This is a genomic window from Kiritimatiellia bacterium (genome assembly GCA_025054615.1).
In the GTDB taxonomy this organism is placed as follows: Bacteria; Verrucomicrobiota; Kiritimatiellia; order CAIVKH01; family CAIVKH01; genus JANWZO01.
The window spans coordinates 14,348-38,594 of sequence record JANWZO010000003.1 but is presented as its reverse complement, the minus strand read 5'-3'; the positions used below and the strand labels follow the sequence as shown (position 1 = coordinate 38,594).

At 60.4% G+C, this 24,247-nt stretch carries 22 protein-coding genes and 1 tRNA gene; 8 read left to right on the top strand and 15 right to left on the bottom strand.

Annotated features, from left to right (window positions below):
• Positions 1 to 90 precede the first annotated feature (90 nt).
• The 4 genes from NZ740_01970 to NZ740_01955 all read right to left on the bottom strand — a co-directional run bounded on the left by NZ740_01970 (position 91) and on the right by NZ740_01955 (position 5,082).
• Positions 91 to 1,452 carry an Ig-like domain-containing protein gene (locus tag NZ740_01970; GenBank protein ID MCS6770774.1) on the bottom strand — a complete coding sequence of 454 codons (1,362 nt, stop codon included), beginning with the start codon at positions 1,450 to 1,452 and terminating at the stop codon, positions 91 to 93.
• Entirely contained in the window at positions 1,452 to 2,195 is a 744-nt protein-coding gene (locus tag NZ740_01965; GenBank protein ID MCS6770773.1) for a DUF481 domain-containing protein, read from the bottom strand. Before NZ740_01965 ends, NZ740_01970 begins: the two co-directional genes overlap by 1 nt.
• A complete protein-coding gene (gene ptsP, locus NZ740_01960) occupies positions 2,192 to 4,477 on the bottom strand; it encodes a phosphoenolpyruvate--protein phosphotransferase (protein ID MCS6770772.1) in 2,286 nt (761 codons plus the stop codon). Before ptsP ends, NZ740_01965 begins: the two co-directional genes overlap by 4 nt.
• A 134-nt stretch (positions 4,478 to 4,611) precedes the next feature.
• Complete coding sequence (locus NZ740_01955; GenBank protein MCS6770771.1) at positions 4,612 to 5,082, bottom strand: histidine phosphatase family protein; 471 nt, start codon at positions 5,080 to 5,082, stop codon at positions 4,612 to 4,614.
• A 69-nt stretch (positions 5,083 to 5,151) separates the two neighbouring features.
• Here NZ740_01955 and NZ740_01950 point away from each other — a divergent pair.
• Positions 5,152 to 5,225 (top strand) — tRNA-Gln (locus NZ740_01950).
• Between the two features lie 17 nt (positions 5,226 to 5,242).
• On the opposite strand, the gene dnaN is transcribed toward NZ740_01950, so the two are convergent.
• Together dnaN and dnaA are read right to left on the bottom strand one after the other, a co-directional pair.
• Complete coding sequence (gene dnaN / locus NZ740_01945; protein ID MCS6770770.1) at positions 5,243 to 6,361, bottom strand: DNA polymerase III subunit beta; 1,119 nt, start codon at positions 6,359 to 6,361, stop codon at positions 5,243 to 5,245.
• Positions 6,362 to 6,596: 235 nt separating this feature from the next.
• A complete protein-coding gene (gene dnaA, locus NZ740_01940) occupies positions 6,597 to 7,973 on the bottom strand; it encodes a chromosomal replication initiator protein DnaA (GenBank protein ID MCS6770769.1) in 1,377 nt (458 codons plus the stop codon).
• A gap of 407 nt (positions 7,974 to 8,380) precedes the next feature.
• Between dnaA and NZ740_01935 the strand changes: the two genes are divergently transcribed.
• From NZ740_01935 to NZ740_01915, 5 genes are all read left to right on the top strand, one after another.
• Positions 8,381 to 9,508, top strand: coding sequence for a M24 family metallopeptidase (locus NZ740_01935; GenBank protein ID MCS6770768.1), 1,128 nt, complete (start codon positions 8,381 to 8,383; stop codon positions 9,506 to 9,508).
• Positions 9,505 to 10,323 (top strand): alpha/beta hydrolase, encoded by an 819-nt coding sequence (locus NZ740_01930; GenBank protein MCS6770767.1) that lies wholly within the window; start codon positions 9,505 to 9,507, stop codon positions 10,321 to 10,323. The genes NZ740_01935 and NZ740_01930 overlap by 4 nt, the downstream gene beginning before the upstream one ends.
• Positions 10,324 to 10,392: 69 nt before the next feature.
• The gene (gene rfbA, locus NZ740_01925) at positions 10,393 to 11,259 is read left to right on the top strand and encodes a glucose-1-phosphate thymidylyltransferase RfbA (protein MCS6770766.1); all 867 of its coding nucleotides are present in this window, start codon (positions 10,393 to 10,395) and stop codon (positions 11,257 to 11,259) included.
• Positions 11,260 to 11,387: 128 nt separating this feature from the next.
• Positions 11,388 to 11,954, top strand: a complete 567-nt coding sequence (rfbC, locus tag NZ740_01920) for a dTDP-4-dehydrorhamnose 3,5-epimerase (protein ID MCS6770765.1) — start codon at positions 11,388 to 11,390, stop codon at positions 11,952 to 11,954.
• A 126-nt stretch (positions 11,955 to 12,080) separates the two neighbouring features.
• A complete protein-coding gene (locus NZ740_01915) occupies positions 12,081 to 12,566 on the top strand; it encodes a 3D domain-containing protein (GenBank protein ID MCS6770764.1) in 486 nt (161 codons plus the stop codon).
• 98 nt (positions 12,567 to 12,664) lie between these two features.
• On the opposite strand, the gene NZ740_01910 is transcribed toward NZ740_01915, so the two are convergent.
• On the bottom strand, positions 12,665 to 14,848 hold the full coding sequence (locus NZ740_01910; GenBank protein MCS6770763.1) for a glutamine synthetase III: 2,184 nt from the start codon (positions 14,846 to 14,848) through the stop codon (positions 12,665 to 12,667).
• A gap of 738 nt (positions 14,849 to 15,586) precedes the next feature.
• On the opposite strand from NZ740_01910, the gene NZ740_01905 reads away from it, so the two are divergent.
• Positions 15,587 to 16,942, top strand: coding sequence for a hypothetical protein (locus NZ740_01905; GenBank protein ID MCS6770762.1), 1,356 nt, complete (start codon positions 15,587 to 15,589; stop codon positions 16,940 to 16,942).
• 2 nt (positions 16,943 to 16,944) lie between these two features.
• On the top strand, positions 16,945 to 17,376 hold the full coding sequence (locus NZ740_01900; GenBank protein MCS6770761.1) for a hypothetical protein: 432 nt from the start codon (positions 16,945 to 16,947) through the stop codon (positions 17,374 to 17,376).
• A 114-nt stretch (positions 17,377 to 17,490) separates the two neighbouring features.
• Here the strand turns inward: NZ740_01900 and NZ740_01895 are convergent, their stop codons facing one another.
• The 8 genes from NZ740_01895 to NZ740_01860 all read right to left on the bottom strand — a co-directional run bounded on the left by NZ740_01895 (position 17,491) and on the right by NZ740_01860 (position 24,239).
• Positions 17,491 to 19,059: an NAD(P)H-hydrate dehydratase gene (locus NZ740_01895; GenBank protein MCS6770760.1), complete on the bottom strand. Its 1,569-nt coding sequence runs from the start codon at positions 19,057 to 19,059 to the stop codon at positions 17,491 to 17,493.
• Positions 19,060 to 19,122: 63 nt separating this feature from the next.
• Positions 19,123 to 20,076: an acyl-CoA desaturase gene (locus NZ740_01890; GenBank protein ID MCS6770759.1), complete on the bottom strand. Its 954-nt coding sequence runs from the start codon at positions 20,074 to 20,076 to the stop codon at positions 19,123 to 19,125.
• A 9-nt stretch (positions 20,077 to 20,085) separates the two neighbouring features.
• Entirely contained in the window at positions 20,086 to 20,550 is a 465-nt protein-coding gene (locus NZ740_01885) for a peroxiredoxin (GenBank protein ID MCS6770758.1), read from the bottom strand.
• A 45-nt stretch (positions 20,551 to 20,595) separates the two neighbouring features.
• The gene (locus NZ740_01880; GenBank protein ID MCS6770757.1) at positions 20,596 to 20,958 is read right to left on the bottom strand and encodes a DUF3253 domain-containing protein; all 363 of its coding nucleotides are present in this window, start codon (positions 20,956 to 20,958) and stop codon (positions 20,596 to 20,598) included.
• 76 nt (positions 20,959 to 21,034) lie between these two features.
• Positions 21,035 to 22,117 (bottom strand): ketol-acid reductoisomerase, encoded by a 1,083-nt coding sequence (gene ilvC / locus NZ740_01875; protein ID MCS6770756.1) that lies wholly within the window; start codon positions 22,115 to 22,117, stop codon positions 21,035 to 21,037.
• A 51-nt stretch (positions 22,118 to 22,168) separates the two neighbouring features.
• Positions 22,169 to 23,098 carry a riboflavin biosynthesis protein RibF gene (ribF, locus tag NZ740_01870; protein MCS6770755.1) on the bottom strand — a complete coding sequence of 310 codons (930 nt, stop codon included), beginning with the start codon at positions 23,096 to 23,098 and terminating at the stop codon, positions 22,169 to 22,171.
• Positions 23,095 to 23,841 (bottom strand): tRNA pseudouridine(55) synthase TruB, encoded by a 747-nt coding sequence (gene truB, locus NZ740_01865; GenBank protein MCS6770754.1) that lies wholly within the window; start codon positions 23,839 to 23,841, stop codon positions 23,095 to 23,097. Before truB ends, ribF begins: the two co-directional genes overlap by 4 nt.
• Positions 23,838 to 24,239, bottom strand: a complete 402-nt coding sequence (locus NZ740_01860) for a ribosome-binding factor A (protein ID MCS6770753.1) — start codon at positions 24,237 to 24,239, stop codon at positions 23,838 to 23,840. Before NZ740_01860 ends, truB begins: the two co-directional genes overlap by 4 nt.
• Positions 24,240 to 24,247: the final 8 nt, after the last annotated feature.

Genomic DNA, 24,247 nt, shown 5'->3' with positions numbered 1-24,247 from the left:
TTAGACGGCTACCGGACGATTTTGTTCATTCCGGGGGCCAATGAGGGATTCGCCGCCGGCTGCGGTTCCTTACTCACCCGCAGGCGGAGATTATTGTACGAGATCGCCCCTTTTTTCAGCCTCTTCCCAGTCAACATACACGGCGACCCTTGCCGATCGGCGGGTCTTTCCGTCTGGCGCGACAACGACGGCCACGAGATGCTGGGGGCCCGGGCCGGGTTGGGTCCAGACAGCCTGATATGGGGCTGATGTGGCTGCAGCAACCGGAACGCCGTTGGCAAAAAACAGGACTCTCCGAACTGACGCTCCTGAGGGTTCGATTTCCGCTTTCAGCGGCAGCGGAGCGCCGGCTGACCAGGCGGTGCCGTGGGTCGGCTCCACCAGGCGAACGACGGGCCGTTCCGATGCCGGGCCTGGCAATGGCGTGAGTAAAAACGCGCGCTCCCGGTCGCGCAGGATGCCGTAGCCTACAATCTCGCCCCGGTCGTTGATTCCCCGCGCCTCGACGAGATGCCAAGGCTCCGCGCTGTCGAGCCATTCATTCAGGTCATACATTGTGCCCTCGCGCCAGACGAATGCGCGATCGTCGTCCTCCGGGCTGCTTGAAAACGTCCCCACGATCTCGCCCCGGTTGTTGATGTCGAAGGCGATACTGTAGGTATTTTCAAGCGTGTCGATCAGTCGCACGGACGGTTCTGGTCCGGGGTCAAATCGCGCCGCACGAAGTCCTTCCTCAAATTCCACGTAGCCCACGGCAACCCCTTGCGCATTGATGGCCAGCGCAGCCCCGCCCTGTGCCGTGTCCATGGGCCTGCTGCGCGCCTCTTTTCCGTTGATCAGATCGACCAGAAACGGTGCGCTGCGGATTCCCGACTCCACAGGGAGTGACTGTCGCCCGATGATCCAACCCACATCATTCACGCCATACGCCGCGCTCTCGGTCGCTGTCCTAAGAGGCGCTAACTCGGCAACGCCGTCGATGGTCCACACAAGGGCGCGCGGGCCGTTCCGCGTTTCCGCGCAGCCAACCGCGATTCCGAAGTTGTTCAGGCCATTGATCATGCCGTCCCACATGTTCGGAGGCAGGGGCAGGGATTCCATTCCGGTATCTTCCCTCCACCGGACCGGTCGGATCTCTCCGTCGGGCGCTTCCGATTCGCCGGCTACTTCACCGCGGTCATTGACGGCGTAGGCCCGGCTGAACCCGCCTCCCAGGGTTCCAAGATCCCGCATTCCCCGTTCAGCGCTCCACAGGAAGGCGCGGATCTGGCCGTCGGCTGTTTCCGCCTCGCCCACGACTTCGCCCCGTTCACTCACCGCATGGGCACGGCTCGAAGAGCCGCCGAGCGCTCCGAGATCCCGCACGGCATACAGGACACCGGATGTGGCAGCCAGCGCAAAAGCGGCGTGCGCACATAACCATCCCGCAAAGAATACCGGGCCCGGCTTCATCAGAAGGAGTAACCGAACGACACGCTAAAAACTGTGTCCTGTTTATCTTTGCCCTCTGCGGGATTGTTGTCGTAGTCGGCCTCGAGGCGGACGTGAAGGCTAAGCTGGACGTCCAGGTCTGAACGCAGCTCGACATGCGCCCGCAGGAGATAATCGTTCGGATCCGCATCCAACTCCGGGACGTATTCCACGCCCTGCACCATGCGCGAGACCTTTGTGATGCGCGCTTCGTAGGCTTCAGCGATGCGAATGGCGGGCCGGCTGCTTTCTACCCCCTCTTTGCGCTCAACGACGCCCGCAGGACCGACCTCCAACCTGAACTCCTGCTGGTCGTCCCGAATCGCATACCACCCCAGCGAAAGGCTTCCGATGATCCGATAGTCGAGCTCCGCGATGGCATCATATGTCGCATCGAGGCGGTACGCCATGTAGGCTCGGTCGGTCAGACCCCGGCGGTGGGCTGCCTCCGCCGCGACGCGTTCCCGATTTTGGACCCCGTCGGCACGGCCGATTTCGGCTTTTAGGTTCAGCTCGGTGTCCCACCCCTCGCCGCGGCCTCGCCCGCCGAACTGTGCCCTGGCGAGCGACGAATCGCGGTTGCCCTCGGTGACGTTGACGCCCGCCTGAACCTGCCGTTTCCAACCTTCGCCTCCTCGGCCTTTGGGCGGGCGAGCTTTCCCGTCGGCTCCTTCTGCCGCGGCCCACACGAGGGTCGCCGCCGCGAGCACGCGAAATCCGGTCATCCTCCATTCCCTTCCAGGGCGCGCGCGACGTCGCGAATCCGCCCCATCTGCAGAATGCGGCGGGCCTTTTCTGCCGCCTGCGCCGCGTCCAGCGAGCGGACGATCTGCTGCACGCGGGGAATCTGGCGCGCCTCCACGCTGAGGACGCGGATGCCTATTCCCACCAAAAAAGGGATCATTTTGGGGTCCGCCGCCATTTCGCCGCAGAAGGAAACCGGCCGGCCATGCCGATGAGCCGCCTGCGCCACCCGGTGCAGCGCCCGCAGCACGGCCGGATGATGTGCGACATAGAGATCGGAGATCGCTTCGTTTGTGCGGTCGACCGCCAGCATGTATTGCACGAGGTCGTTTCCGCCAATCGAGAGAAAATCCGCCTCGGCGGCAAGCTCTTCAACAATCTCCACGGCGGAAGGCAACTCGATCATCGCGCCGAGCTTCGGCGCCCGGTTGTACGGGATGCCCTCTTGTTCGAGGCTTTGCATGCAGGCGTGCACGATGTCCCGCGCCTCGGTGAAGTCTTCCACCGAAGCCACGAGCGGAAACATGATGTGCAACTTCGTTTGATGACCCGCGCGGAGCAGCGCTCGAAGTTGCTGCTCGAAGATGTGCCGGTGCCGGAGCGAGAAGCGAATCGCGCGGAGACCGAGGAAGGGATTGCTTTCGTTGACGATGGGAAAGTAGGACAACATCTTGTCCCCGCCAATGTCGAGGGTCCGGAAGATCACGGGGCGGTCGCCCATGCCGTCGATCAATTTTCTGTAGACGCGGTATTGCTCCTCCTCGGAAGGGAAATCGTTGCGGACAATAAACGGAAATTCGCTGCGATAAAGCCCGACGCCCTCCGCCTTGAGCCTTAGCGCGGCAGGAACCTCGCTCAACATGTTGATGTTGCACAGCACATGAACCCGTTGTCCGTCGCGGGTGTAAGTTTCGTCCGCAACGTTTTGGAGGTGTGTCTCCATGACCTGCCGGGTCCGCCGGAGTTCCTCAAAGTTCCGCAGGACATCGGGCGTCGGGTTGATGTAGAGATTGCCCTGTTCCCCATCGATGGCGATCACCGTGTCCTCGTCGACATGAAGCAGCGACCGGTCTTCGACAATCACCATCGGCAACTGTAGTGACCGCGCCAGAATGGCGACATGCGACGTCAGCCCGCCTGCGACCAGGGCCAGGCCTTCCACGCGCTGGGCGGACAATTTGAGAATGTCGGAAGGCATCAGTTCCGATGCCACGATCACACGTCCCGCATAATCCGACTGCGACTCCTCCCCGGAGCGCAGGTTGTTCAGCAGCCTGCGTCCGATGTCCCTGACGTCCTGAACCTTTTCCCGGAGACGCGGATTGTTGCTGTTTCCAAAGAGGTGCACATATTCCTGGACGACGCGCGCGACGGCGTCCGCCACCGGCACCCCTTGGCGAATCAGAGATTCCATCGCGCCGGAAAATTTATCGTCCTTCAAAATCAGCAGGTGTGCGCTGAAAATCATCGAGGCAACGTCAGTCAGTTTTTCCTCCACACTGAGCTGAAGCTGTTCGATCTGGTCTTCGGTCTTGGCGAGCGCGCGCCGAAAATCGTCGAGCGTCCACGAAGGCATGCCGGCTTCGGGCTTCACAACAAAGTGGTCCTCGCTCATTCCGATCGGCAAAGCCCGCCCCACGGCGATCCCTGCCGAGGCTGGAACTCCGCGTATGAATTTCATGCCAAGCTCGGACGGTAGCGCCGTCTGCCTCGTCTCTGCTTGCCCGGCCGCCTGTCTCTCCTGCATTTGATGCAGGGTAATCAGCAGCTTGGCATTCTCGATTGTGGCGGCCAGTTGAGCGGCGATTGCCTGCAGGGCCTTGGTATCATTTTCGTCGAAATAGTTTTCCACCGGATCCTGAAGAACCAGGACCCCGACACGTTCCAGTCCTCGGAGGATCGGAACAGCGAGAAATGCTTGGTATTGCTCCTCGCGAATTCCGGGAATGAACTTGAAATTCGGATTGCGTGACCCTCGCCCTTCACGAATGGGCCGGAGTTCCTTGAGGGCCAGTCCGGTCAACCCCTCTCCCAGCTTTAATCGAACCTTGCCGATGGATTCGGGATTAAGACCTTGGGTCGCGGTCAGAACGAGTTCTCTCGACTGGTCGTCATAAAGGTAAATTGAGCACACGGCGGCGCGCATGTGATAGGCCACCACGCTGACAACCGTTTGAAGAAAGTCGCTCAGGCCCGAACTCTTCTGGAACAAGCCGGCGAGTTCGGCGATGTTGCAAATGAGCTCGACGTTGTCCTTCCGCATCGTGAAATTCCACGCTCCGCATGTAACGCGAACGGAGCCCGCTGTCGAACCAATAGTGAGGCGCTCGGCGACCGGAGGTCACCCGAAGATTCCAGCAGCAGTGAAGTTCTCTGTCCAGGGGCGGGCGGAGCGCTTCACAATCGGGCCGGGTCGATAAGCGCGCGAAGCGTCGCATCGCCGCGCCCAGACCACTCCACCTCGGCAACAGCACCTTTTTTGAATTTCATCCGCAGCTTGCCCCTGCTGGTGAGCGCGGCGATGGCTTTTGAGAAATCGGGCTCATGGCCCACAAGCGCAATCCACTCAAGATCTTTGTATTCTTTGAGAATCTGTCTGATGTCATCCGGGGTTGCACCCGGATTGAGCTCATCTCGAACAACGATGTCCTTCACGCCGACGCCCCGCGCATAGTCATTTGCAGTTTCCCACGCACGGACGGCCTTGGAGGACAAAATGCACTCTGGTTTAGGATAGTTTCTGGCGAGATAGGCCACCACTTTGCCAAATCGTTTTCGACCGGCTGGCGTTAGGGGGCGTTCAAGGTCGTCACCCGCGAATTCCGTCGCATCAACAGCTTCCGCGTGGCGTATGAACAAGATCCGCATAGGGATGGCTCCTTGACGCGCCGACCGCGTTCGACTTATTTATTTCAACGCCCTTAATACTACACCGATTGCCCGATGGTGTAATGGTAGCACAGCAGACTCTGGATCTGTTTGTCTAGGTTCAAATCCTAGTCGGGCAACCAACTGATTATTCTCCCGCTTATCGAGTTGCGGTCGTCGTCGGGCGCATGGGCATCAGCACGTACAGGAACGGTTTGTCCGTCTTGATCACGCATGGGCTGTACGAACCGCTCAATTCAAGAAAGACCTCATCCGAAGACAGGTTCCTCAAGGGGTCCATGAGCCATTCTGCATTCAAAAGGATCGATATGCTCGGGCCCGAGTGCTTGACCGCTATCTTTTCCCGATACTCGCCAGCCTCGTTTTCCGGCGTGCTGATTTCCAGGCAATTGTCCGAAAGGGAAAGCGACACCGAACCTTCATGCCCCGAAAGCAGGATCGAGGCACGGCGCAAGGCGCCGAGGAGCTCATCCCTCGCGACACTGACGCGCACATCGCTTCCGGCAGGTATCGCCTGACGAAAATTCGGAAACTTCTCCATCAGCATTTGCGAGATCAACTTGAAATCAGGCCCTTCAAAGACAAGATTCGTGTCTGAAATTAGAATCCGCAGATCCCCCTCCTCCCCAAGCAACGCCAGCAGCTCCCGCACCGCATCGTTGGGAATCGTCCACTCCCCTTCCTGCTGACGATCAACGTGAAACTCTTCTTCCCACAGCGCGAGCCGCCGCCCGTCGGTGGCCACCCCAAAAATTTTCCCCGATCGAAATCCCAGCAACACCCCCTGTAAATTTTTCCGATTCTCGTCCACCGAGGCCGCATAGTGAACCGAATCCAGGATCGTCTTGAAGAGCGACTGGCTCACCACGAACTTTTGGACCCCGGTCACCTTGGCAGGAGCCGGGAATTCGGATTGTTTGATCCCGAACAATTTGACGATCGACGCTCCGGCGCGAATGACCGTGATGTCCAGGTCGCCCTTATCTTCCGTGTCGAGTTCAATTTCGGACGACGGCAACTCCTTGAGGATGTTGAACAGGCGGCGGGCCGGAATTGTGGTGGCCCCCGAACGAGCGACGCTCGCGGGCAATGTTGTCTGAACTGTTGACTGAATATCGCTCGTCGTCAGGGAAAGACTTTCGCCCTCGGCCTTCAGAAGTACATTCTGGAGGATGGGCAGTGTCGCGCGCGCAGGCACGACGGGAAAAACCTTTTCCATCGCGGTGATAAAGCTCTGTTTGTTGACGGTCAGTTTCATATGGGGATCACGCTTGTCGACAGCTCTGAATAGTAGATATGCGAAGTATCCTTCATTTATACCATCGTATTATGCCTGATGACAACTCCTCGAGAGCGGGCATTCAGGCCGCAAAAGCTGATCGATCGGCTTCTCGAGGGGTGTGAATAAATCGAGGGATAACTGGGCGAGATGGTCGCTGGCTGTTGACAATGCGTCCACCCCTCGGTTTGTCCACAGCTATAAACGTCGTTGTTCACAACTGGCGGCGTCCGTCCGTTCGTCGTTCGAGGCGCTGTTGGAGGACCATCATGTTCTGCCGGAATTCCGGGTCCTCCTTCAGCCGATGCTGAACCAGGCGACATGCGTGAAGCACAGTCGCATGGTTTTTCCCAAATGCGCTTCCGATGACTGGCAGCGAATGGGAGGTGAGTTGGCGGCAAAAGTACATCGCGACCTGACGGGGAAACGCGATCGACTGCGGTCGGCGATTGCTCGTCATATCCGACAGCCGCAGGTCGAAATATTCCGCGACAATCTTTTGGATTTCTTCAATGGTCAGGGTTTCCTGTTTTTCCTGGTCAAATGTGTCGCGCAATAGATGTTCAACCGTCTCAATCGTCAGCGGGCGGCCGGTCAGTGAGGCGTAGGATGCCGCGCGAATCAGCGCCCCTTCGAGACGGCGGATGTTGGAACGAATTTTCTCGGCAATAAAGTTGATGATCTCCTCCGGCAATTTGACGTTGAGCTCTTCCTGTTTGTTGCGAAGGATTGCGATGCGCGTCTCGATATCGGGCGGTTCCAGTTCGGTCACAAGCCCCCATTCGAACCGAGACACCAGCCGGTGTTCGAGGCTCGGAATTTCGCTCGCGGGACGGTCGCAGGTGAGCACGATCTGTTTGTGGCTGTCGAAGAGGGCGTTAAACGTGTGGAAAAACTCTTCCTGCATCCGCTCTTTTCCGCCGAGGAACTGGATATCGTCGATCAGCAACACGTCAACGTTTCGATATTTCTTGCGAAATTGAACCAGCGCCTTCCGCTGCAGGGCATCGATGTACTCGTTCGTGAACGCCTCGCAGGTGACGTAGGCGACGACGCTGCGGCCCGTGCGCAGGACCGAATGGCCGATCGCTTGCATGAGGTGGGTTTTGCCGAGGCCGACGCCGCCGTAGAGGAACAACGGATTGTAGGCCCTGCCGGGCGATTGGGCCACCGCCAGAGAGGCCGCATGCGGAAAACTGTTCGAGGGCCCGACGACAAAAGTTTCAAACGTATATTTTGGGTTCAGCGCCGCAGGCGCGACGGCGCCTGATGAAGACCGCCCCCGGTGCACTGTCGTCCCCTCGGCCGATTGTGGTTTATCAGATTGGGGAGCGGATGGCGCTTTGGAGACTCGAAATACAATGTTTAAACGGCTGCCATACGCCAGCGCCACTGCGTCCTGGATGAGAGGAAGATAGTTTTCCTCCAGCCAGCACTGGTAGAAATCGTTCTGAACACCGAGGTGGAGCGTATCCCCCTCGATCGACAGCGCCTCGATTACGCCGATCCAGCGGTCAAAAACATCTTTCGACAAAGTGCTTCGGAGCTCTTTGCAGGCATTCGACCAGACCGTCTCGACAGATACGTCCATCGCAAATCCTTTCCGCCCTCTGCCGCCCGCGTAGACGAGCGGCGCGAAAGGCCTCTGTAAATAGTCCTAGGTATTGACCGATCTCCTCGCATGGCCAACCATCGGGCGAATGGGTTATCCACAGGTTATTAACAGCCTTGGATGGCCCCGTCCGTCACCCGCGACGGCGGAAACCTAAAAACCGGTCTAGAGAGCTACAAGGTGAAAAAAACGATTTTTGAAAAATAAGAGGCCACGCGCAACTTCTGGTGGATAATTCTCAAACAACCCCAACATATGGTGGGAGGCATTCGAGAACCATTAGTGCCGCGTTTGCAAGGGGTTCCGGAATTTAGGCCGCGAAAACTCTAGAAAATTGGCGAGGGCGGCAGGAGCGCATATGCTCGGCAAAAAGAGGAGTTCTCCGCGTGAAAAAGTCATCAACAGCCCGCATGATCGTGGCCGGATCAAACGACGCTGCGGATCTCAAATACGCCTGCGGATTTTCGCCCGTCGATCCCGTCGTGTTTCTCGACGCCGGCGCGGGCAACCGACATCTCGTTGTGCCACTGCTCGAATTCGCGCGAGCCTGTGCGGAAGCGCCGTCCACAAAGGTTTGGACGCCGATTTCGCTCGGTCTTCCTGTAGACAAGCGGCGATCTCGGGTTTATTGGGCGTTGGAAGCCAGTCGTCGTGCCGGAGTTCAAAGCGTTCGTGTCGGGCCTCAGTTTCCCGTGGATGTCGCGTTTGCGCTCAAGGATGCCGGTATTGACATCGAGGTTGTCAGTGGGCCGCTCTATCCCGAACGCGAGACCAAGTCGCCGCACGAAATCGAGCAGATTGCAAAAGTGCAACGCGCAGCGGTGACCGCCATGCGCGCAGCCATTGCAGCGATTCGCCGGGCAGAAATCGGCCGGAAAAATGTGCTCGTTCTCGACGGCCGCCCACTGACCTCCGAACGCCTCAAGCGGATCATAGCAACCACTCTCCTTGACCACGACTGCAGTGCGCGAGATCCCATAGTGGCATGCGGTCCGCACGCAGCGGACCCTCACCATCGCGGAGAAGGCCCCTTGCGGGCCGGCCAGACCATCGTGCTCGACATCTTCCCGCAACATCAACGCTCGGGCTACTGGGGCGACATCACGCGGACTGTCGTGAAAGGCAAGGCGCCTCCAAAGGTGCGCGCCATGTATCGCGCCGTGAGGGAGGCCCAGGCGTGGGCGGTCCGATCGCTGAAACCCGGCGTCCGTGCTGATCGGATCCATGCGGAAATCCTGCGCCGCTTCGAAGCGGCTGGTTTTCCGCTGAAAGCGGACAGCAATCCCCCCACCGGCTTCATTCACGGCACAGGTCACGGCGTGGGACTCGAGATTCACGAGCCGCCTTCCATTTCGACGGTAAAAACGCATCTTCGCAGCGGCCATGTCGTTACCGTCGAACCCGGACTCTACGATCCGGAACTGGGCGGAGTGCGAATCGAGGACACAGTGGTCATTCAGTCGGATGGCGCCAAAATTCTGGCTTCCTATCCGTACCCATTCGAATTGCCATGACCCTTGTCCTGCTCCGCATAGGATTCTTGGTTGTTGTCGTCTGGCTGGGCCTGCGCTGGTTCGAATGGCGCAACCTCTATGCACCCTCCCGCGTGATCGATTCGACGCCCCAAGATGTCGGACTGGATTTCGAGGACGTCGAATTTGTGGCCGAGGACGGGGTCCGGCTTCACGGCTGGTGGATTCCGCACCCCGCCGCGCGCGGGACCATCCTCTACTGCCATGGCAACGGGCTGAACATCGCCAATCGCGTGGGCATCTGCCGGGATCTGCATGCCCTCGGGGTCAACCTGTTCATTTTCGACTATCGGGGCTACGGCCAAAGCAAAGGCTTCCCGTCGGAAAAGGGAACCTACCGCGACGCCCGGGCCGCGTACGAGGTGGTCCGCGCCCGATATGACGATGCCGAAAATCCCCCGGTCATTGTTTATGGCGTATCGCTCGGCGCGGCCATCGCGGCTCAACTGGCGATGGACAAGCCTGTCCGCGGCGCCATTTTGGAAGCGGGATTCACCAGCGTGGTCGATGTCGGCGAGCGCCTGTTCCCGTGGCTGCCCGTCCGATGGGTGGCGGTCAATCGGTATGATGCCGCCGAGCGAGTCGCCAGGCTCACCGTCCCCAAACTCTTTGCCAGTTCCCGGGATGACCAGCTCATCCCGTTTGACCTGGGCTATGCGCTGTTTACAGCAGCGGCGGAACCCAAACAGTTTTACGAACTACGCGGCAGCCATGATGAGGGCGGCTGGAACCAGACCCCCGGCTATTGGCCCGTCCTGAGCGCATTCATCGACAGTGTCCTTGGCCCTCAAAAATAGAGATCACCAGAGGGCCTTGCCACTCGCCGCCTCGCCAAGGAGACGGAAACCTGATAGAAAAGGTCCGTCATGAAAGGCATTATCCTCGCCGGGGGCGCCGGCACTCGCCTCTACCCAATCACGCGCGCGGTCAGCAAGCAGCTCCTGCCAGTCTACGACAAGCCGATGATCTACTACCCGCTCTCGGTGCTCATGCTGGCGGGCATCCGCGAGATTCTCATCATCTCCACACCCACCGATCTTCCGCGGTTCCGCGACCTCTTCGGCTCCGGCGAACAATTGGGTCTTCGACTCGCCTACGCGGAACAGCCGCGACCGGAAGGCCTTGCGCAGGCCTTTATCATCGGCCGGAATTTCATCGGTCGGGACCCCGTCTGCCTGATTCTCGGGGACAATATTTTCTTCGGCCACGACCTCTCCCGATCTCTCCGCGAGGCGGGCCGGCTGCACGATGGCGCGCTGATCTTCGGCTACCGCGTCAAGGACCCCGAGCGCTATGGCGTCGTTGCGTTCGACGCCCAGGGACGTGTGACCGATATCGAGGAAAAGCCGGCGAGACCCAAGTCCCGCTATGCCGTCCCCGGCCTCTACTTTTATGACAACAGCGTCCTCGACATCGCCGCCGCCCTCAAGCCCTCGGCGCGCGGCGAACTGGAAATCACGGACGTCAACCGGGAATATCTCCAGCGCGGCAAGCTTCGCGTCGAGCTGCTCGGCCGGGGGATCGCCTGGCTCGACACCGGCACGCACGAATCGCTGTTGCAGGCCGGAAACTTTGTGCAGACCATCGAAGAGCGGCAGGGGCTGAAAATCGCCTGCATCGAAGAAATCGCCTATCGCCAACGCTGGATTACATCGGATCAACTGCGGGCGCTGGCAGAACCCCTTGCGAAAAACGAATACGGCCGGTATCTCCTGAGCCTGCTGGAGGAATAGGCGGAGAAATTTCCATGCCTTGGAAAATCGGCCCAAAAAATTTCCATTCGATGGAAAAAACCATCGCGGGCGTTTCCATGCCATGGAAATTTCCATCCTATGGAAATCGCCGCGCTCCGTGATGCGCCGTGAAGGTGACTCCCCTCGAAATTCCCGATGTGCTCCTGGTGGAGCCGGTCGTGTTTGGCGATGCCCGCGGCTTTTTTATGGAGACCTTTCACGCGGCCCGCTACCGCGCCGCGGGCATCGACCGCGACTTCGTGCAGGACAATTTTTCGTTTTCACGGCGGGGAATCGTTCGCGGGCTGCATTATCAGTTGCACAAACCCCAGGCGAAACTGGTGTATGTCACGGACGGCGAGGTCCTGGACGTCGCGGTCGACATCCGCAGGGGGTCGCCCACATTTGGCCGGTGGTGCGCCCGCGTGCTCTCCAGCGGGAACCGGTGCCAGATGTTCATCCCGGAGGGCTTCGCACACGGATTTTGCGTGTTGAGCGAGTGCGCGTCGTTCCAATATAAATGCAGTGCATTCTATGATCCGGCGGACGAGCGGGGCATTGCTTGGAACGATCCCGACATCGGAATTACCTGGCCGGTGGAGGACCCGGTGCTTTCCGAACGCGACCGGCGGTTGCCCCGCCTGCGGGACGTGGACCCGTCGGATTTGCCGATTTATCGATCTCCTGCCGGATAGGCTTTGTTGCTGGCCGAGCGAAGGCCCCCTGGTGCGCAGACCGATGTCTGCGCAGAAGCGGATCCCCGCTTCCGGCCGCGCCGACCAGCGATTTCGTCAACAGAAGCGCCGGTGTCGGGAGGGGCAGTGAACAAGCGCACGCTTCTCATGTTGGCAGGGCTTGCAGCTTTCGCCATGGCGATGGGCGGAGGCTGCCTGTTGTTTGAACCACGACGAGCCATTCGCCCTGCCCATCCCAGCAAATATTCCGACTATATCGTCATTACCACCGGTTACTGCCCCTGCAGCGAATGTTGCGGATGGAAGCGCAACTGGATCGGGATGCCGGTTTACGCATCCGGGCCGAACAAGGGCAAACGAAAGATTATTGGCCAGACGGCGAGCGGTTCCAGGGCGCGACCGGGTACGATCGCAGCCGATACGTCTGTCTTCCCCTTCGGCACCATCATATACGTGCCCGGATATGGATATGGCCGGGTCGAGGACCGCGGCGGCGACATACGCGGCTACCACATCGACCTGTTCTACCGCACGCACACGGAGGCGCAGGCGCATGGCCGGAAGCGGATGAAAGTGCGCGTGTGGTTTCCCGAGGTCTCGGCGGGCAATTAGCTCTTGTCCGACGCAGCCCGCCCCTAGAAGTCGTGCGGAAATGAAAAGGCCCGAGCGAGTGCCCGGGCCTTTTCGGATTTCAAACCTCGCTTGCCGGATTACCGGATGAAGAGCATCTCCTGGTAGGTCGGCAGCGGCCAGAGATCGTCCGCGATGATCACCTCAAGCTGATCAGCGATCTTGCGGACCTCCAGCATAGCCGGGAGGACGTGGTCGCGATAGTGACGCGCGTGATCGAGCGTCGTGCCCTCCGCCTTGTGCGCGATGGCCTTCTCAAGATTTGCGATGGCCTTCTCCAATTTGGACACGAGGTCGCACACTGTCTTGAGCGACGAGGTGTCCACATCCGACACGCCCGCGCTCTTGAGCGCGGCCGCCGTCGATGCCAGTTCGCCCTGGTAACGATAGGCGGCCGGCAGGATCATCGACTTGGCGATGTCGTGGCAGAGGAGCGCCTCGGTGTTGATTTCCTTGCAATACCGCTCGAGGTAAATCTCGTTGCGGGCTTCGAACTCGCGCTTCGTGAGAACGTTGTATTTCTCAAAGAGTTCGATGTACTCCTTGTTACCCGAGACGGCGGCGAGCGCATCGACCGTATTGCGAAGGTTGGGCAGGCCGCGTTTCTCGGCCTCGGCATGCCACTCGGGCGAGTAGTTATCGCCGTTGAAGATCACAGCCTTGTGATTCCTGGCGATCTCCATCAGGACGTCCTGCACCGCCTCCATCAGGGACGAGCCGCCTTTCATCTTGTTTTCGATCTGCGTCGCGATGTAGTCGAGCGACTCGGCGACGATCGTGTTGAGGATGACAAGCGGGCCCGCGATCGACTGGCTGGAACCGACCGCTCGAAACTCAAACTTATTGCCCGTGAAGGCGAACGGGCTGGTCCGGTTCCGGTCGCCGGCATCCTTCGGCAGCGGTGGCAGCGTGTCGACGCCGATTTCGAGGACGCCGCCCTTTTTGGATCCCTTGGGCAGGCCCTTCTCAAGCTGCTCGAAGATGTCCGTCAGCATATCGCCGAGGAAGATCGAGATGATGGCCGGCGGCGCCTCGTTCGCGCCCAGCCGATGGTCGTTTCCGGCATGGGCGACCGCGACACGGAGCAGCGGGCTGAACTTGTGAACCGCGCGGATCACCGCGGCGCAAAAGACGAGGAACTGCGCGTTCTGGTGCGGGCTGTCGCCCGGATCCAGCAGGTTCATCTTCTCCGTCCCGAGCGACCAGTTGAGGTGCTTGCCTGATCCGTTGATGCCGGCAAACGGCTTCTCGTGCAGCAGGCAGGCAAGGCCGTACTTCGCCGCGGTCGTGCGGAGGGTCAGCATGATGAGCTGCTGGTGATCGGCCGCGACGTTGGCGTTTTCATACACTGGGGCGATTTCATACTGACTCGGAGCGACCTCGTTGTGACGGGTCTTGACAGGGACGCCCAGCTTGTAGAGTTGCCGCTCGACGTCGAGCATGCATGCGAGCACGCGCTCGGGAATCGCGCCGAAATACTGGTCCTCGAATTCTTGGCCCTTGGCCGGCTTTGCGCCGAAGAGGGTCCGGCCGCAGATGGTGAGGTCCGGCCGCGAGAAGAAGAAGTTCCGATCGATCAGGAAGTATTCCTGCTCAGGCCCCGCCGTCGCGAACACATAACCGGGGTCAGTGTGCCCGAACAATTTCAGAATGCGCTGGGCCTGTTTGTTTAGCGCCTGCATCGAACGCAGCAACGGCGTCTTCTTGTCCAGCGCCTCCCCTGTCCAGGAGCAATAAGCCGTGGGTATGCACAGCGTTGTGCCGTTCGGGTTTTCCAGAATGTACGCAGGACTGGTGACATCCCAAGCGGTGTAGCCGCGCGCCTCGAATGTGGCGCGAATACCACCGGAGGGGAACGATGAGGCGTCCGGTTCGCCTTGAATGAGCTGCTTGCCCGAAAACTCGGCAATGGCGCCGCCCATCCCGTCCGGCGCGAGGAAGCTGTCATGCTTCTCCGCGGTCTGGCCGGTCAGGGGATAGAAGACGTGCGCATAGTGGGTGGCACCCTTTTCAATCGCCCACTCCTTCATAGCCTGAGCGACGACGTCCGCAACGCTGGCGTCCAGCTTGGCCCCCTGTTTGATGGTTTTCTGAAGGGCGCGGTAAACGGCCTTCGGCAGGCGCTTGCGCATTTCGGCGTCGTTGAAGACGTTCGAGCCGAAAATTTCCTCGGCAGGCGTTTCCATGAAATTCAGGGGCTTCTCGAGCGGCTTGTAGGTCGTCACCGCAGCGATGGCCGCCTGACGGGCGTTCGTGTATTTCATACGATCATGCTCCTCATTGGTTGGCCTTACAATTTCTTTACAAAACAAAGGCGCGCTCACGTGAAGCAGGCTTTGTGCCATAGGCCGCCCCGCCGGCAACCGGTTTGCGCAACCTTCGTTTTTCCATAAACTCGCGAAAGAATCGACATCGCGCAAAGCGTTGTCAATTTGAAAATCGATCGAAACAAAAATGTAGTATAATTCAAAATTTTGTTTCAAAATTGTCGTTTAATAGCAGGTAACGCTCCGCCTCCGAAGGCTTTCGAGCTCGCCGGGTTCACTACGGAAGCGCGGCGCGCCGCTCCGCCGTGGCGCGCGACTCTCTGCGCTTGCCCGACGGGCAGGATGGGGAGACATTTCCCTTTGAGAACCGTGAGCTTTTACTGCCCCCATTTCGATGAGGCGGCGAACCTGTGCCGCAGGGCGATGTGTACCTGCGTGCCTGGCCGGCCAGGCTGCACGCTGCGCGGCAAGGTGACCTTTTTGATTTCGCCCGAAGAGCGCCTTGCCGCCGCCGAACGGAGTGACGGTGGAGCGTCGGCCCATGCGAAAGAATCTCCCACGAGAAAGCCCCGCCCGACTGCAGGCCGCCGGATCTGATCGGCTTGGCCATGGGCAGAGAGCATGGGATGCCGTGTTGTGGTGGGTTTCGTTGGTGCTTTTGGCGGGTTTTGCTGCGGCGCTGGCGTGGGTTGAAATCTTCAGTCCGGATATTGGATTTCACCTGAATACAGGTCGATGGATTATCGAGCACGTACGGGCGCCGGATCGCAAATTGTTCCTCTCACCGTCGACGCGCCATATTTCAACAGCTATTGGCTTTATCAGATCACCGTGTGGACGATTTACCGCGTTTGGGGGACGGCGGGACTTGTCGCCTCTCATTATCTTGCAGCGATCGTGGCGTATGCGCTTGTGGCGAGCCAGGCCGTCAAACGCGCTGGCGGAATCTCGCCGTGGCTGGCGCCCCTGCTGCTGATAGGGCTATTCGGCAATTATTGGGAGGTTCGTCCGCATGTCGTTTCATGGCTTTTCCTGGCGCTGTTGTTGGGGTTGCTGGATCGGCGTGATACCCGCTGGATCTGGATCTCGCCGGTTTTGATGCTGGTGTGGGCGAATGCGCACTCGCTGTTCATTCTGGGCTGGGTCGCGATCGCTGCGCACGCGGTCGAGGTTTTTCGGCTTGGCAAAGCTGGAGCGCATCGACGGTTCTGGTTCGCCGCGGCGCTATCGCTCGCGGCGCCGCTGGCGAATCCATACGGGTGGCAGGGCATCTGTGTCCCATTTCAGCAGTGGCAGAATTTGCAGACGGGAAGCGCGTTCAAATCGGCCGAGTTCGGGATCCATGAGCATCTGTCGCCGTTTTCGCTCTTCCGGTATTTCGCGGCGACCGGAGAATTCCGACTCGTTCAGCCGGTTCTCGCGATGCACCTGTTCACAGCCCTGGCCGCGCTGACGCTGTTGATATCCATTCGACGCGTATGCCTCCGGGAGTGGCTTCTCGTCGGCCTGTTCGGCTATGTGTACAGCTTGGCGGAGAAAAACTTCGGATATTTCCTCATCGCCGCATTTCCAATCGTGGCCGGCCATCTCGACGGGCTGGCTTCGCGGCAGACAGCCGGCAGATCGGCCCAACTCATTCGTGCACTCCCGGCGGCCACGGCGGCCCTCGCGGCAGCCGGGACTTGGTGGGTGTTATCCGGCAACTATTTTGAATATTTGAAATCACCTATGCGAACCGGGCATCGATTCAATCCGGATTTCCTCCCGGTGGGCGCGGCGGCCTTCATCAACGCCGCCGGTTTGCCCTCGGGCGCGCGGATCCTGAACAATCTCGATGCAGGCGGCTATTTGGCGTTCGCGACCCGACGGGATGTTTTTATTGACGGCTCGCTCGAATCGATCCCCGGAATGTTCTATCGCGAATACGCGCGTTCGAAGGACCTGCGAGAGTTGCCCTCATTCCTCGCCCGATGGCGGCCCGACGCAGTGGTCATACCGTATTCGGACATCCCCCCAAATGGCTCGCGTACTTCGATCGGGATCCGAAATGGCGCCTCGCCTATTTCGATGCTCGCGACGCCGTCTATTTAAGGATGGGATTTGCAGACCATGTTCCGGCTTTGGGGGCCTTCCAGCCCGGGAAGGATCATCCGGACTGGTCGGATTCTGAGGCGGGTCAAATCATTGTGGCGCATGGCACGTCACGGGGCCCGATTCTGCATCGGCTGTTCGAAAGGCGGGTCTATCCGATCCGAAACATTCGACTTTCGGCGTTCTGCCTCGCCACGCGCCGATATTCTGCGGCGGCCGGATTTGCCCTTGAAGGGCTGCGACTCGCCTCGTCGCCCAATCCGGACCTGCTACTCAATGCGGGGCACGCATTTTATGCGCTGAAAAAATGGGAACTGGCCCGCCTCTGTTACAGCCGTTTGGAGGAACTGGGCGTTTTACGACGCCACCCGCGGGATCCGGCCTTTCAGCTTGCCCGCGAAAGGCTTCGCCGGCTCGAGGCCCTCTCTCCGTAAGCGGGACGCAATTTGCGGGGGTGGAATCGGGTGCAGCCGAGAATGCGGCTTTGCCAGCCGCCTGATGTCCAAACGAAGCAGATTTCGGAGCGGCGACCGGATAGGCGGCCCCAGCTAGCGCATCGACAGCTCCCGAAAGGCGTAGGGCAATTCCTCAATCAGGTCCCCCGGCGTTAGGCTGACCTGGCACTTCCTCCAAGCGCCCAAATCTCCTGCGTGTCCGTGCACATAGACGGCCACTCGCGCTGCGTCGTAGGGGTCAAACCCTTGTGCGAGGAGCCCTCCCAATAGGCCGCTCAACACGTCTCCGGATCCGCCTTTCGCCATGCCTGGATTTCCGGTCATGTTCACTTGGATCGGACGGTCCTGCCGGGCAACCAGCGTGCCAGCCCCCTTGAGCACAACGACGGCGCCCGTTTCCTCCGCGAGTCTCCGTGCCGCGCCGATGCGGTCCGCTTGGACGGCGTCAGGTGAGGTTTTCAGCAGCGCGGCGGCCTCGCCGGGGTGCGGCGTGACCACCAAGCCGTTCGCGGCGGCTCGCAGGGCGCGAGGTTCGCCCGCCATAACGGCAAGCGCATCCGCATCGAGGAGCAGCGGCCCTGGCGCCTCGTGCAGAAGCGTCTCCACAATTTTGCGGGATGCGAGCGAGCGCGTAAGACCCGGTCCGACGACGAAGGCGCGGGACTTTCCAAAGTAGGATCGGATCACCTCCAACGCCGACTCGGCGAGCCCGCCCTCGGCCGTTTCCATTGCGCCGGCCACCATGGCTTCGGGCACGGCCGACGCAACCGTCGCGCGAAGCGATTGGGGAACAATGGTTGTCACTAGACCCACGCCCGACCGGACGGCCGCCCTGGCTGCCAACGTCACAGCGCCGGTGTATGGGCCGCCACCTCCGATGATGACGACATGGCCGTAGTCTCCTTTGTGCGTGTTCCGCCGGCGTCGGGGATACAAATCGAACAAATCCGTCAGGTAGATCATTTCAAGCTCGTCGGCCTCGGCCTCTGCCACGAGCTCCTTGGGCAATCCAATGTCGACCACTTCGATCGAGCCGACAAAATCAATCGCCGCCGGCGCAACAAGTCCGCGCTTCGGCAGTCCCATCGTCGCTGTAACATCCGCCGTGACTGTATCGCCCTGCGGCTCGCCGGTGTCCGCGTTGAGTCCGGAGGGGATATCGATGGAAACAATCAGCGATTCATCCGCCCGTGCGCGAATGTACTGAATGGCTCCGGCAACAGGTCCGCGCGCAGGACCGTTCATGCCGATGCCGAGGACACCGTCGACGATTAGATCGGCCGTCAAGGGATCGTCGATGGCATATTGCCAATCCTCTAGCGTTGTCAGTTCCTCGACCCGGATTTTGGCGGACTTGCATTTGCTCAAAAAATACGCGGCGTCACCTGTCACCTGGGCGGCCGCGCCGGCGAGCCAGACCTCGACATCGAAGCCCATGTCCTTGAGGTAACGCGCCGCGGCGAAGCCGTCGCCGCCATTGTTGCCCCGTCCCGAGATGACATGCACCAGGCGGCCGGTGAGGCCGGCCGAATCGGCGAGTCGGCGGACGTGGAACGCCACGCCATAACCCGCGTTGTCCATCAGCTCGGTGCCCTTGATTTTGTATTCCTCGATCGCCCGTCGATCGAGTTCCCGCATGACCGCGGAAGAAACGATTTTCATCAATGACGCAGCCTACCAAACCCGCTGAATATGATCGACGCAGAATTCGAGCGGCGCCGGCCGTCAGCGCGCGCGGTCGGCAAGCGGCCGAACGGGAACCGTCGCGGCCTCCTCGTACAGTTTTGCGGGGTGCCCTCGAAGATCCCAAACGATTCCGAGCCACGACAGAACTTTGAGAATGTAATAGGTGATATCGATCTCCCACCAATAGAGTCCCTGACGCGCCGCGACGGGATACCGGTGATGATTGTTATGCCACCCTTCGCCAAACGTGATGAGCGCGAGGATGAAACTGTTGCGACTGTGGTCGCTCGTGTTGAAGCGCCGTTTGCCGACCATGTGCGTCAGTGAATTGATGCAGAATGTCGCGTGATAGACGAAGACCGAACTTAGAAAGAATCCCCAGAAAACGAACTGCCACCCCGTGGTGCCCCATGCCGGGCGAGCTGCGGCAAGCCATTCGCCGATGGCGAACAACGAGCCGGCCAGGACCATCGGCGGAATCGAATGGAAGCGATCAAGGAATCTCAATTCGGGATATTTCGCGAAGTCAGGGATGCGATCCAACTCCGTCTTCGCGTATTTCTTGCACATGATCCAGCCCATGTGGGCGCGAAACACGCCCTTCGTGATCGGGGAATGAATATCATTCTCCGTGTCCGCGTGTTGGTGGTGATAGCGGTGATGGGCGGCCCACCACAGGGGACCCAGTTGCGCCGCCGTGCCGCCGAGAAACGCGAGGATGAACTGGAAAACCCGGCTCGTTTTGAACGAATTATGGGAGAAATACCGGTGATAGCCTGCCGTAAGTGCAAAGACGCGAATCGCATAGGTTGCCGCGCAGGCGGCGACTGCCGCCCAACTGAACGGCACAAAGAATACGCCGAGGGCCATCACGTGCATGAAGAGGAGCGGAGTACTCTGAATCAGCGTGATGTTGTCCTCATCGCCGAAAAGATACAGATGTATGGCGCGACGCAGCCGGCTCGCTATCGATTCTGCAGGCGGTTGGGACATGAACGCGTTTCAACCAAGGGATTGAAGAAAAGCAAGCACTTCTTCCGGATGGGTCTCAGCTTTTTTCACGGCGGGCCAGTGTTTGATGACTTTGCCATCCGGACCGATCACGACCGTCGACCGGATCGTTCCGGTCACAGGCTTCCCGTACATCATTTTTTCACCATAGGCGCCATAGGCCTTCATGGTCTCCGCTTCCGGGTCCGACAGCAGGACGAACGGCAACTTGTACTTTGACGCGAATTTCTCGTGTGAAGAGAGGCTGTCCTTGCTCACGCCCAGAACGACAGCGCGCTTTGAAATCTCCTTGAAATGATCCCGAAAACCGCACGCCTCCTTCGTGCAGCCGGGCGTGTCATCTTTCGGATAAAAATACAGGACGACCGTTTTGCCACTGTAATCCTTCAGGGAATGGGTTTTTCCGTCGGTTCCCTTTAGCGCAAAATCCGGAGCCTTTTTTCCTTCAAGGGACATAATTGCAATCTCCTTCGATGGAATATCGCGTTCTTCGGAATTTCCTTACCGCGCTCGGACGCGAAACGGCCCTCGTATTTTCCACCAGGGCACCGCGGAGCCTTTCTGGGACAGCGTGATCCGCCCGCGGTCCTGCAGGCGGAACAGCAGCGGCCGCAACACGGTGAGCGGTTCCTCCATGCTTGGAAGCACACGCCTCGCGAGCAGGCCGGGACACAGGGTGGATCCGCGGGGCAGACTGCGGAGATATTTTAGAATTTCGTGCTCCAGCCGTGCAGATTCCCGCCGCACGAATTCCGCATCGGCGCGCCGGCCCGCGCATCGGCGGCTGCACACGTCGGACGTCGAGCCGCGGGGCAATGGCAGCGCGCAGACGCTGCATCGGGGGATCGTTTGAAGGTCCGTCACACCCGTTCATTCGGGTGCGATGCGCGGGAATTACGCGCGGGCTCCGACGGCGATTCCGGACCCGATACGCCGTGGGTCAGCCCATCGTTCGGCCCGCGGTCCCTTTGGCTTTCGGCGCGGTCTCACGGGCGGTTTTCGGACGCAGCGCGCGCACCGCGGCGCCGGCGCGCCACATCTCCGAATTGGCCATTTCAGCAAGTTCCTTCGCGAGCAGCTCCTTATAGTTGGGCTTGCTGCAGGCGCGCAGGACGCGGGCGGATTCCTTGCCGGATTTGACCGATTTGTACAGCGCCCGGAATACGGGCAGTGTTGCCCTCTTGAATTTGGGTTTCCAGTCCAATGCGCCGCGCTGCGCCGTGGTCGAGCAATTCGCGTACATCCAGTCCATGCCCTTCTCGTCCACGAGGCGGATGAGGCTCTGCGTTAGCTCCTCGACCGTTTCATTAAACGCCTCACTGGGCGAATGGCCGTTGGCACGGAGCACCTCGTACTGGGCCTCCATGATGCCGGCTAGCGCGCCCATCAGCACACCGCGCTCGCCTGTGAGATCGCTGACCACTTCCTTTTCAAACGTGGTGGGGAACAGGTAGCCGGATCCGATGCCGATCCCTAGGGCGAGGGTTCGCTCCAGCGCCCGGCCTGTCGCGTCCTGATAAATGGCGTAGCTCGAGTTAATCCCCGCGCCGGCGAGGAAGTTGCGCCGAACGTTAAGCCCAGAACCTTTGGGGGCCACCATGATCACATCGATATCCTTGGGCGGAATGACCTTAGTCTGGTGCTTGAAGACGATCGAGAACCCGTGCGAGAAGCCGAGCGCCTTCCCGGGCGTCAGAAATTTCCGGATGGTCGGCCAGAGCGCGCGCTGCCCGGCGTCGGAGACGAGGTAGAGGATCATCGTCCCCTGGTCAGCGGCTTCCTCGATGGTGAAGAGGTCCTTCCCGGGCTTCCAGCCGTCCTCCTTGGCGCGTGTCCAGTCGCGGCAGCCGACGATGACGTTGAATCCGTTATCCTTGAGATTTAGCGCCTGCGCCGGGCCTTGAACGCCGTAACCGATGACAGCGATAACTTCGTCCTTGAGAGCCTTGCGAGCCTTTGCGAGTGGGAATTCGCTGCGGGTCACCACCTCCTCGATCACGCCGCCAAAGTCAATCTTTGCCATGAGGATTCCTCCGAATAAATGTGCGACGATACCTGAACAAGCGCGAACGGATCAAGCGGACAAGACGGCGCGGGCTTCCTCACAATCGCGAGCAATCTGGGTCTTGAGGACGTCAACGGATTCAAACTGCCATTCGTCCCGCAATTTTTTGACAAATTCCACATCGATGTCCCGGCCGTAGAGGTCGAGGGAGACATCGAGCAGGTGCACCTCGACTAGATCCGGAGGGCCTTTGCGCGGATCCGGGCGGGCGGCCAGAAATGCCGCGGACGGATACACCCGGCCATCGACCCTCGTTCGGCACGCGTAGACGCCGGGCGGCGGGCGGACCTCGTTGTGGGGATCCACATTCGCCGTGGGATAGCCGAGTTGGCGCCCGATTTTCGCGCCATGGATGACGGTTCCGAACATGCTGAACGGGCGGCCGAGCATCGCCTCCGCGGCAGCGAGATCGCCCTCCCGGACGGCTTGCCGAATACGTGTGCTGGAAATCGGCGCTCCGTTCCACTGGACGCGGGGAACCGCAACCACGTCGAATCCAAATCGGGCTCCGAGCTTGCGCAACAGCGCGACATCGCCGCTCGCGCGCCGACCGAACGTCCAGTTTTCGCCGACGACGAAGGCGTGGAGGCGCGGCGTTTGCTCGCGCACTGCGAAGATGAAGGATTCCGGCTCCAGCGAGGCCATCGCCTCGTTGAAGGGGATGAGCACTACGCCACGGATGCCCGTTTCCGCAAGCAGGCGTAGTCGGTGAGGCGTGGAGGTGATCAGCGGGGGAGCGCTTTCGGGCCGCAGCACCTTGAGCGGGTGCGGGTCGAAGGAGAGTGCCCACGCTTCGCCATGGCAGCTCGCGGCCAGGTCGATCGCCGCGCGGAACACCGCCTGGTGACCGCGGTGAACGCCGTCGAATGCGCCGGCGGCGAAGACCACGGGGCGATCCACGGTACCCGTGTCGCGGATGCTGGAGACGACGCGGATCATGGAGCCGCACGCAGGGAAATCGATGAAAGCGGACGGATCAGCGGGGCAAGCTGCTCCGGCGACAGGTCCACAAGTGACTCAAAGGGAACGGCCTCGGCCACGTCCAGCGGGCCCGAACGCGTGCGGCGGAGGGTGTTGAGGCAGGCGCCGCATCCGAGCGCTTCACCCACATCATGGCAAAGCGTTCGAACGTAGGTTCCCTTTGAGCAGCGCACTCGAAAACGCGCTAGCGGCGGATGGAATTCCAGCAGCGCGAACTCGTAAATATGGAGCACGCGGGGCTCCCGCTCAACGGATTCGCCGTGACGGGCCAACTTGTAGAGCGCGACTCCCTCTTTTTTGACGGCGGACACCATCGGCGGAACTTGCTCAATGTCGCCGGTCCATTTCCGGAACTCCTCGGCGAGCCGTTCGCGCGTGATGGAGGAGGGATCCCGCCGGCGGACCACTGCACCGTCGGCATCGTGCGTGTCGGTGGTGACGCCGAGCAGCATGGAGCCCTCATATTCCTTGTCCGCCGCCATGACGACCTGCGAAACCTTGGTGGCGCGGCCGATTAGAAGGACGAGCAGTCCGGTTGCGCCGGGATCTAGCGTGCCGCCGTGGCCCACCTTTCGAAAATGAAACAGGCGCCGGACGGCATCGACGATGTCGTGCGAGGTCGGTCCAGCCGGCTTGTCCACGAGGAGCAGGCCGTCCGGATCGGCGCCTCGCCCGGAGCGGCTCTGGAGGCGCGCGCTCATGCGCCGGCCGCATCGCCGGACTTCGGCGGTGGCGCGGACCATTCAGGGTGCTCGGCTTCCATTTCTGCGATGAGCGAAAGGACGTGGTCCCCCTGCGCGATGGAGTGGTCAAGCTCGAAGACGAGATGCGGCGTGTACTTCATTTTGATGTGTCGGTTGATGAGCCCCTGCAGCTCGACGCGGTGCCGTCGGATCAGCGCGAGCGATCTCTGCTGTTCATCCGGCGTTCCGCGGACGGAAACCAGCACGCGCGCCTGACGCAGGTCGGCCGTGGTCAATACGCGGGTGACCGTCACGCGCGCCGGATCGAAGTCCGGCTCGTTCACGAGGCGAAAGAGGTATTCCGCCACTTCCTGGCGAAGCAGTTGGTTGATACGCGTCATCCGCTGCGGGCGCATGGCTTCGC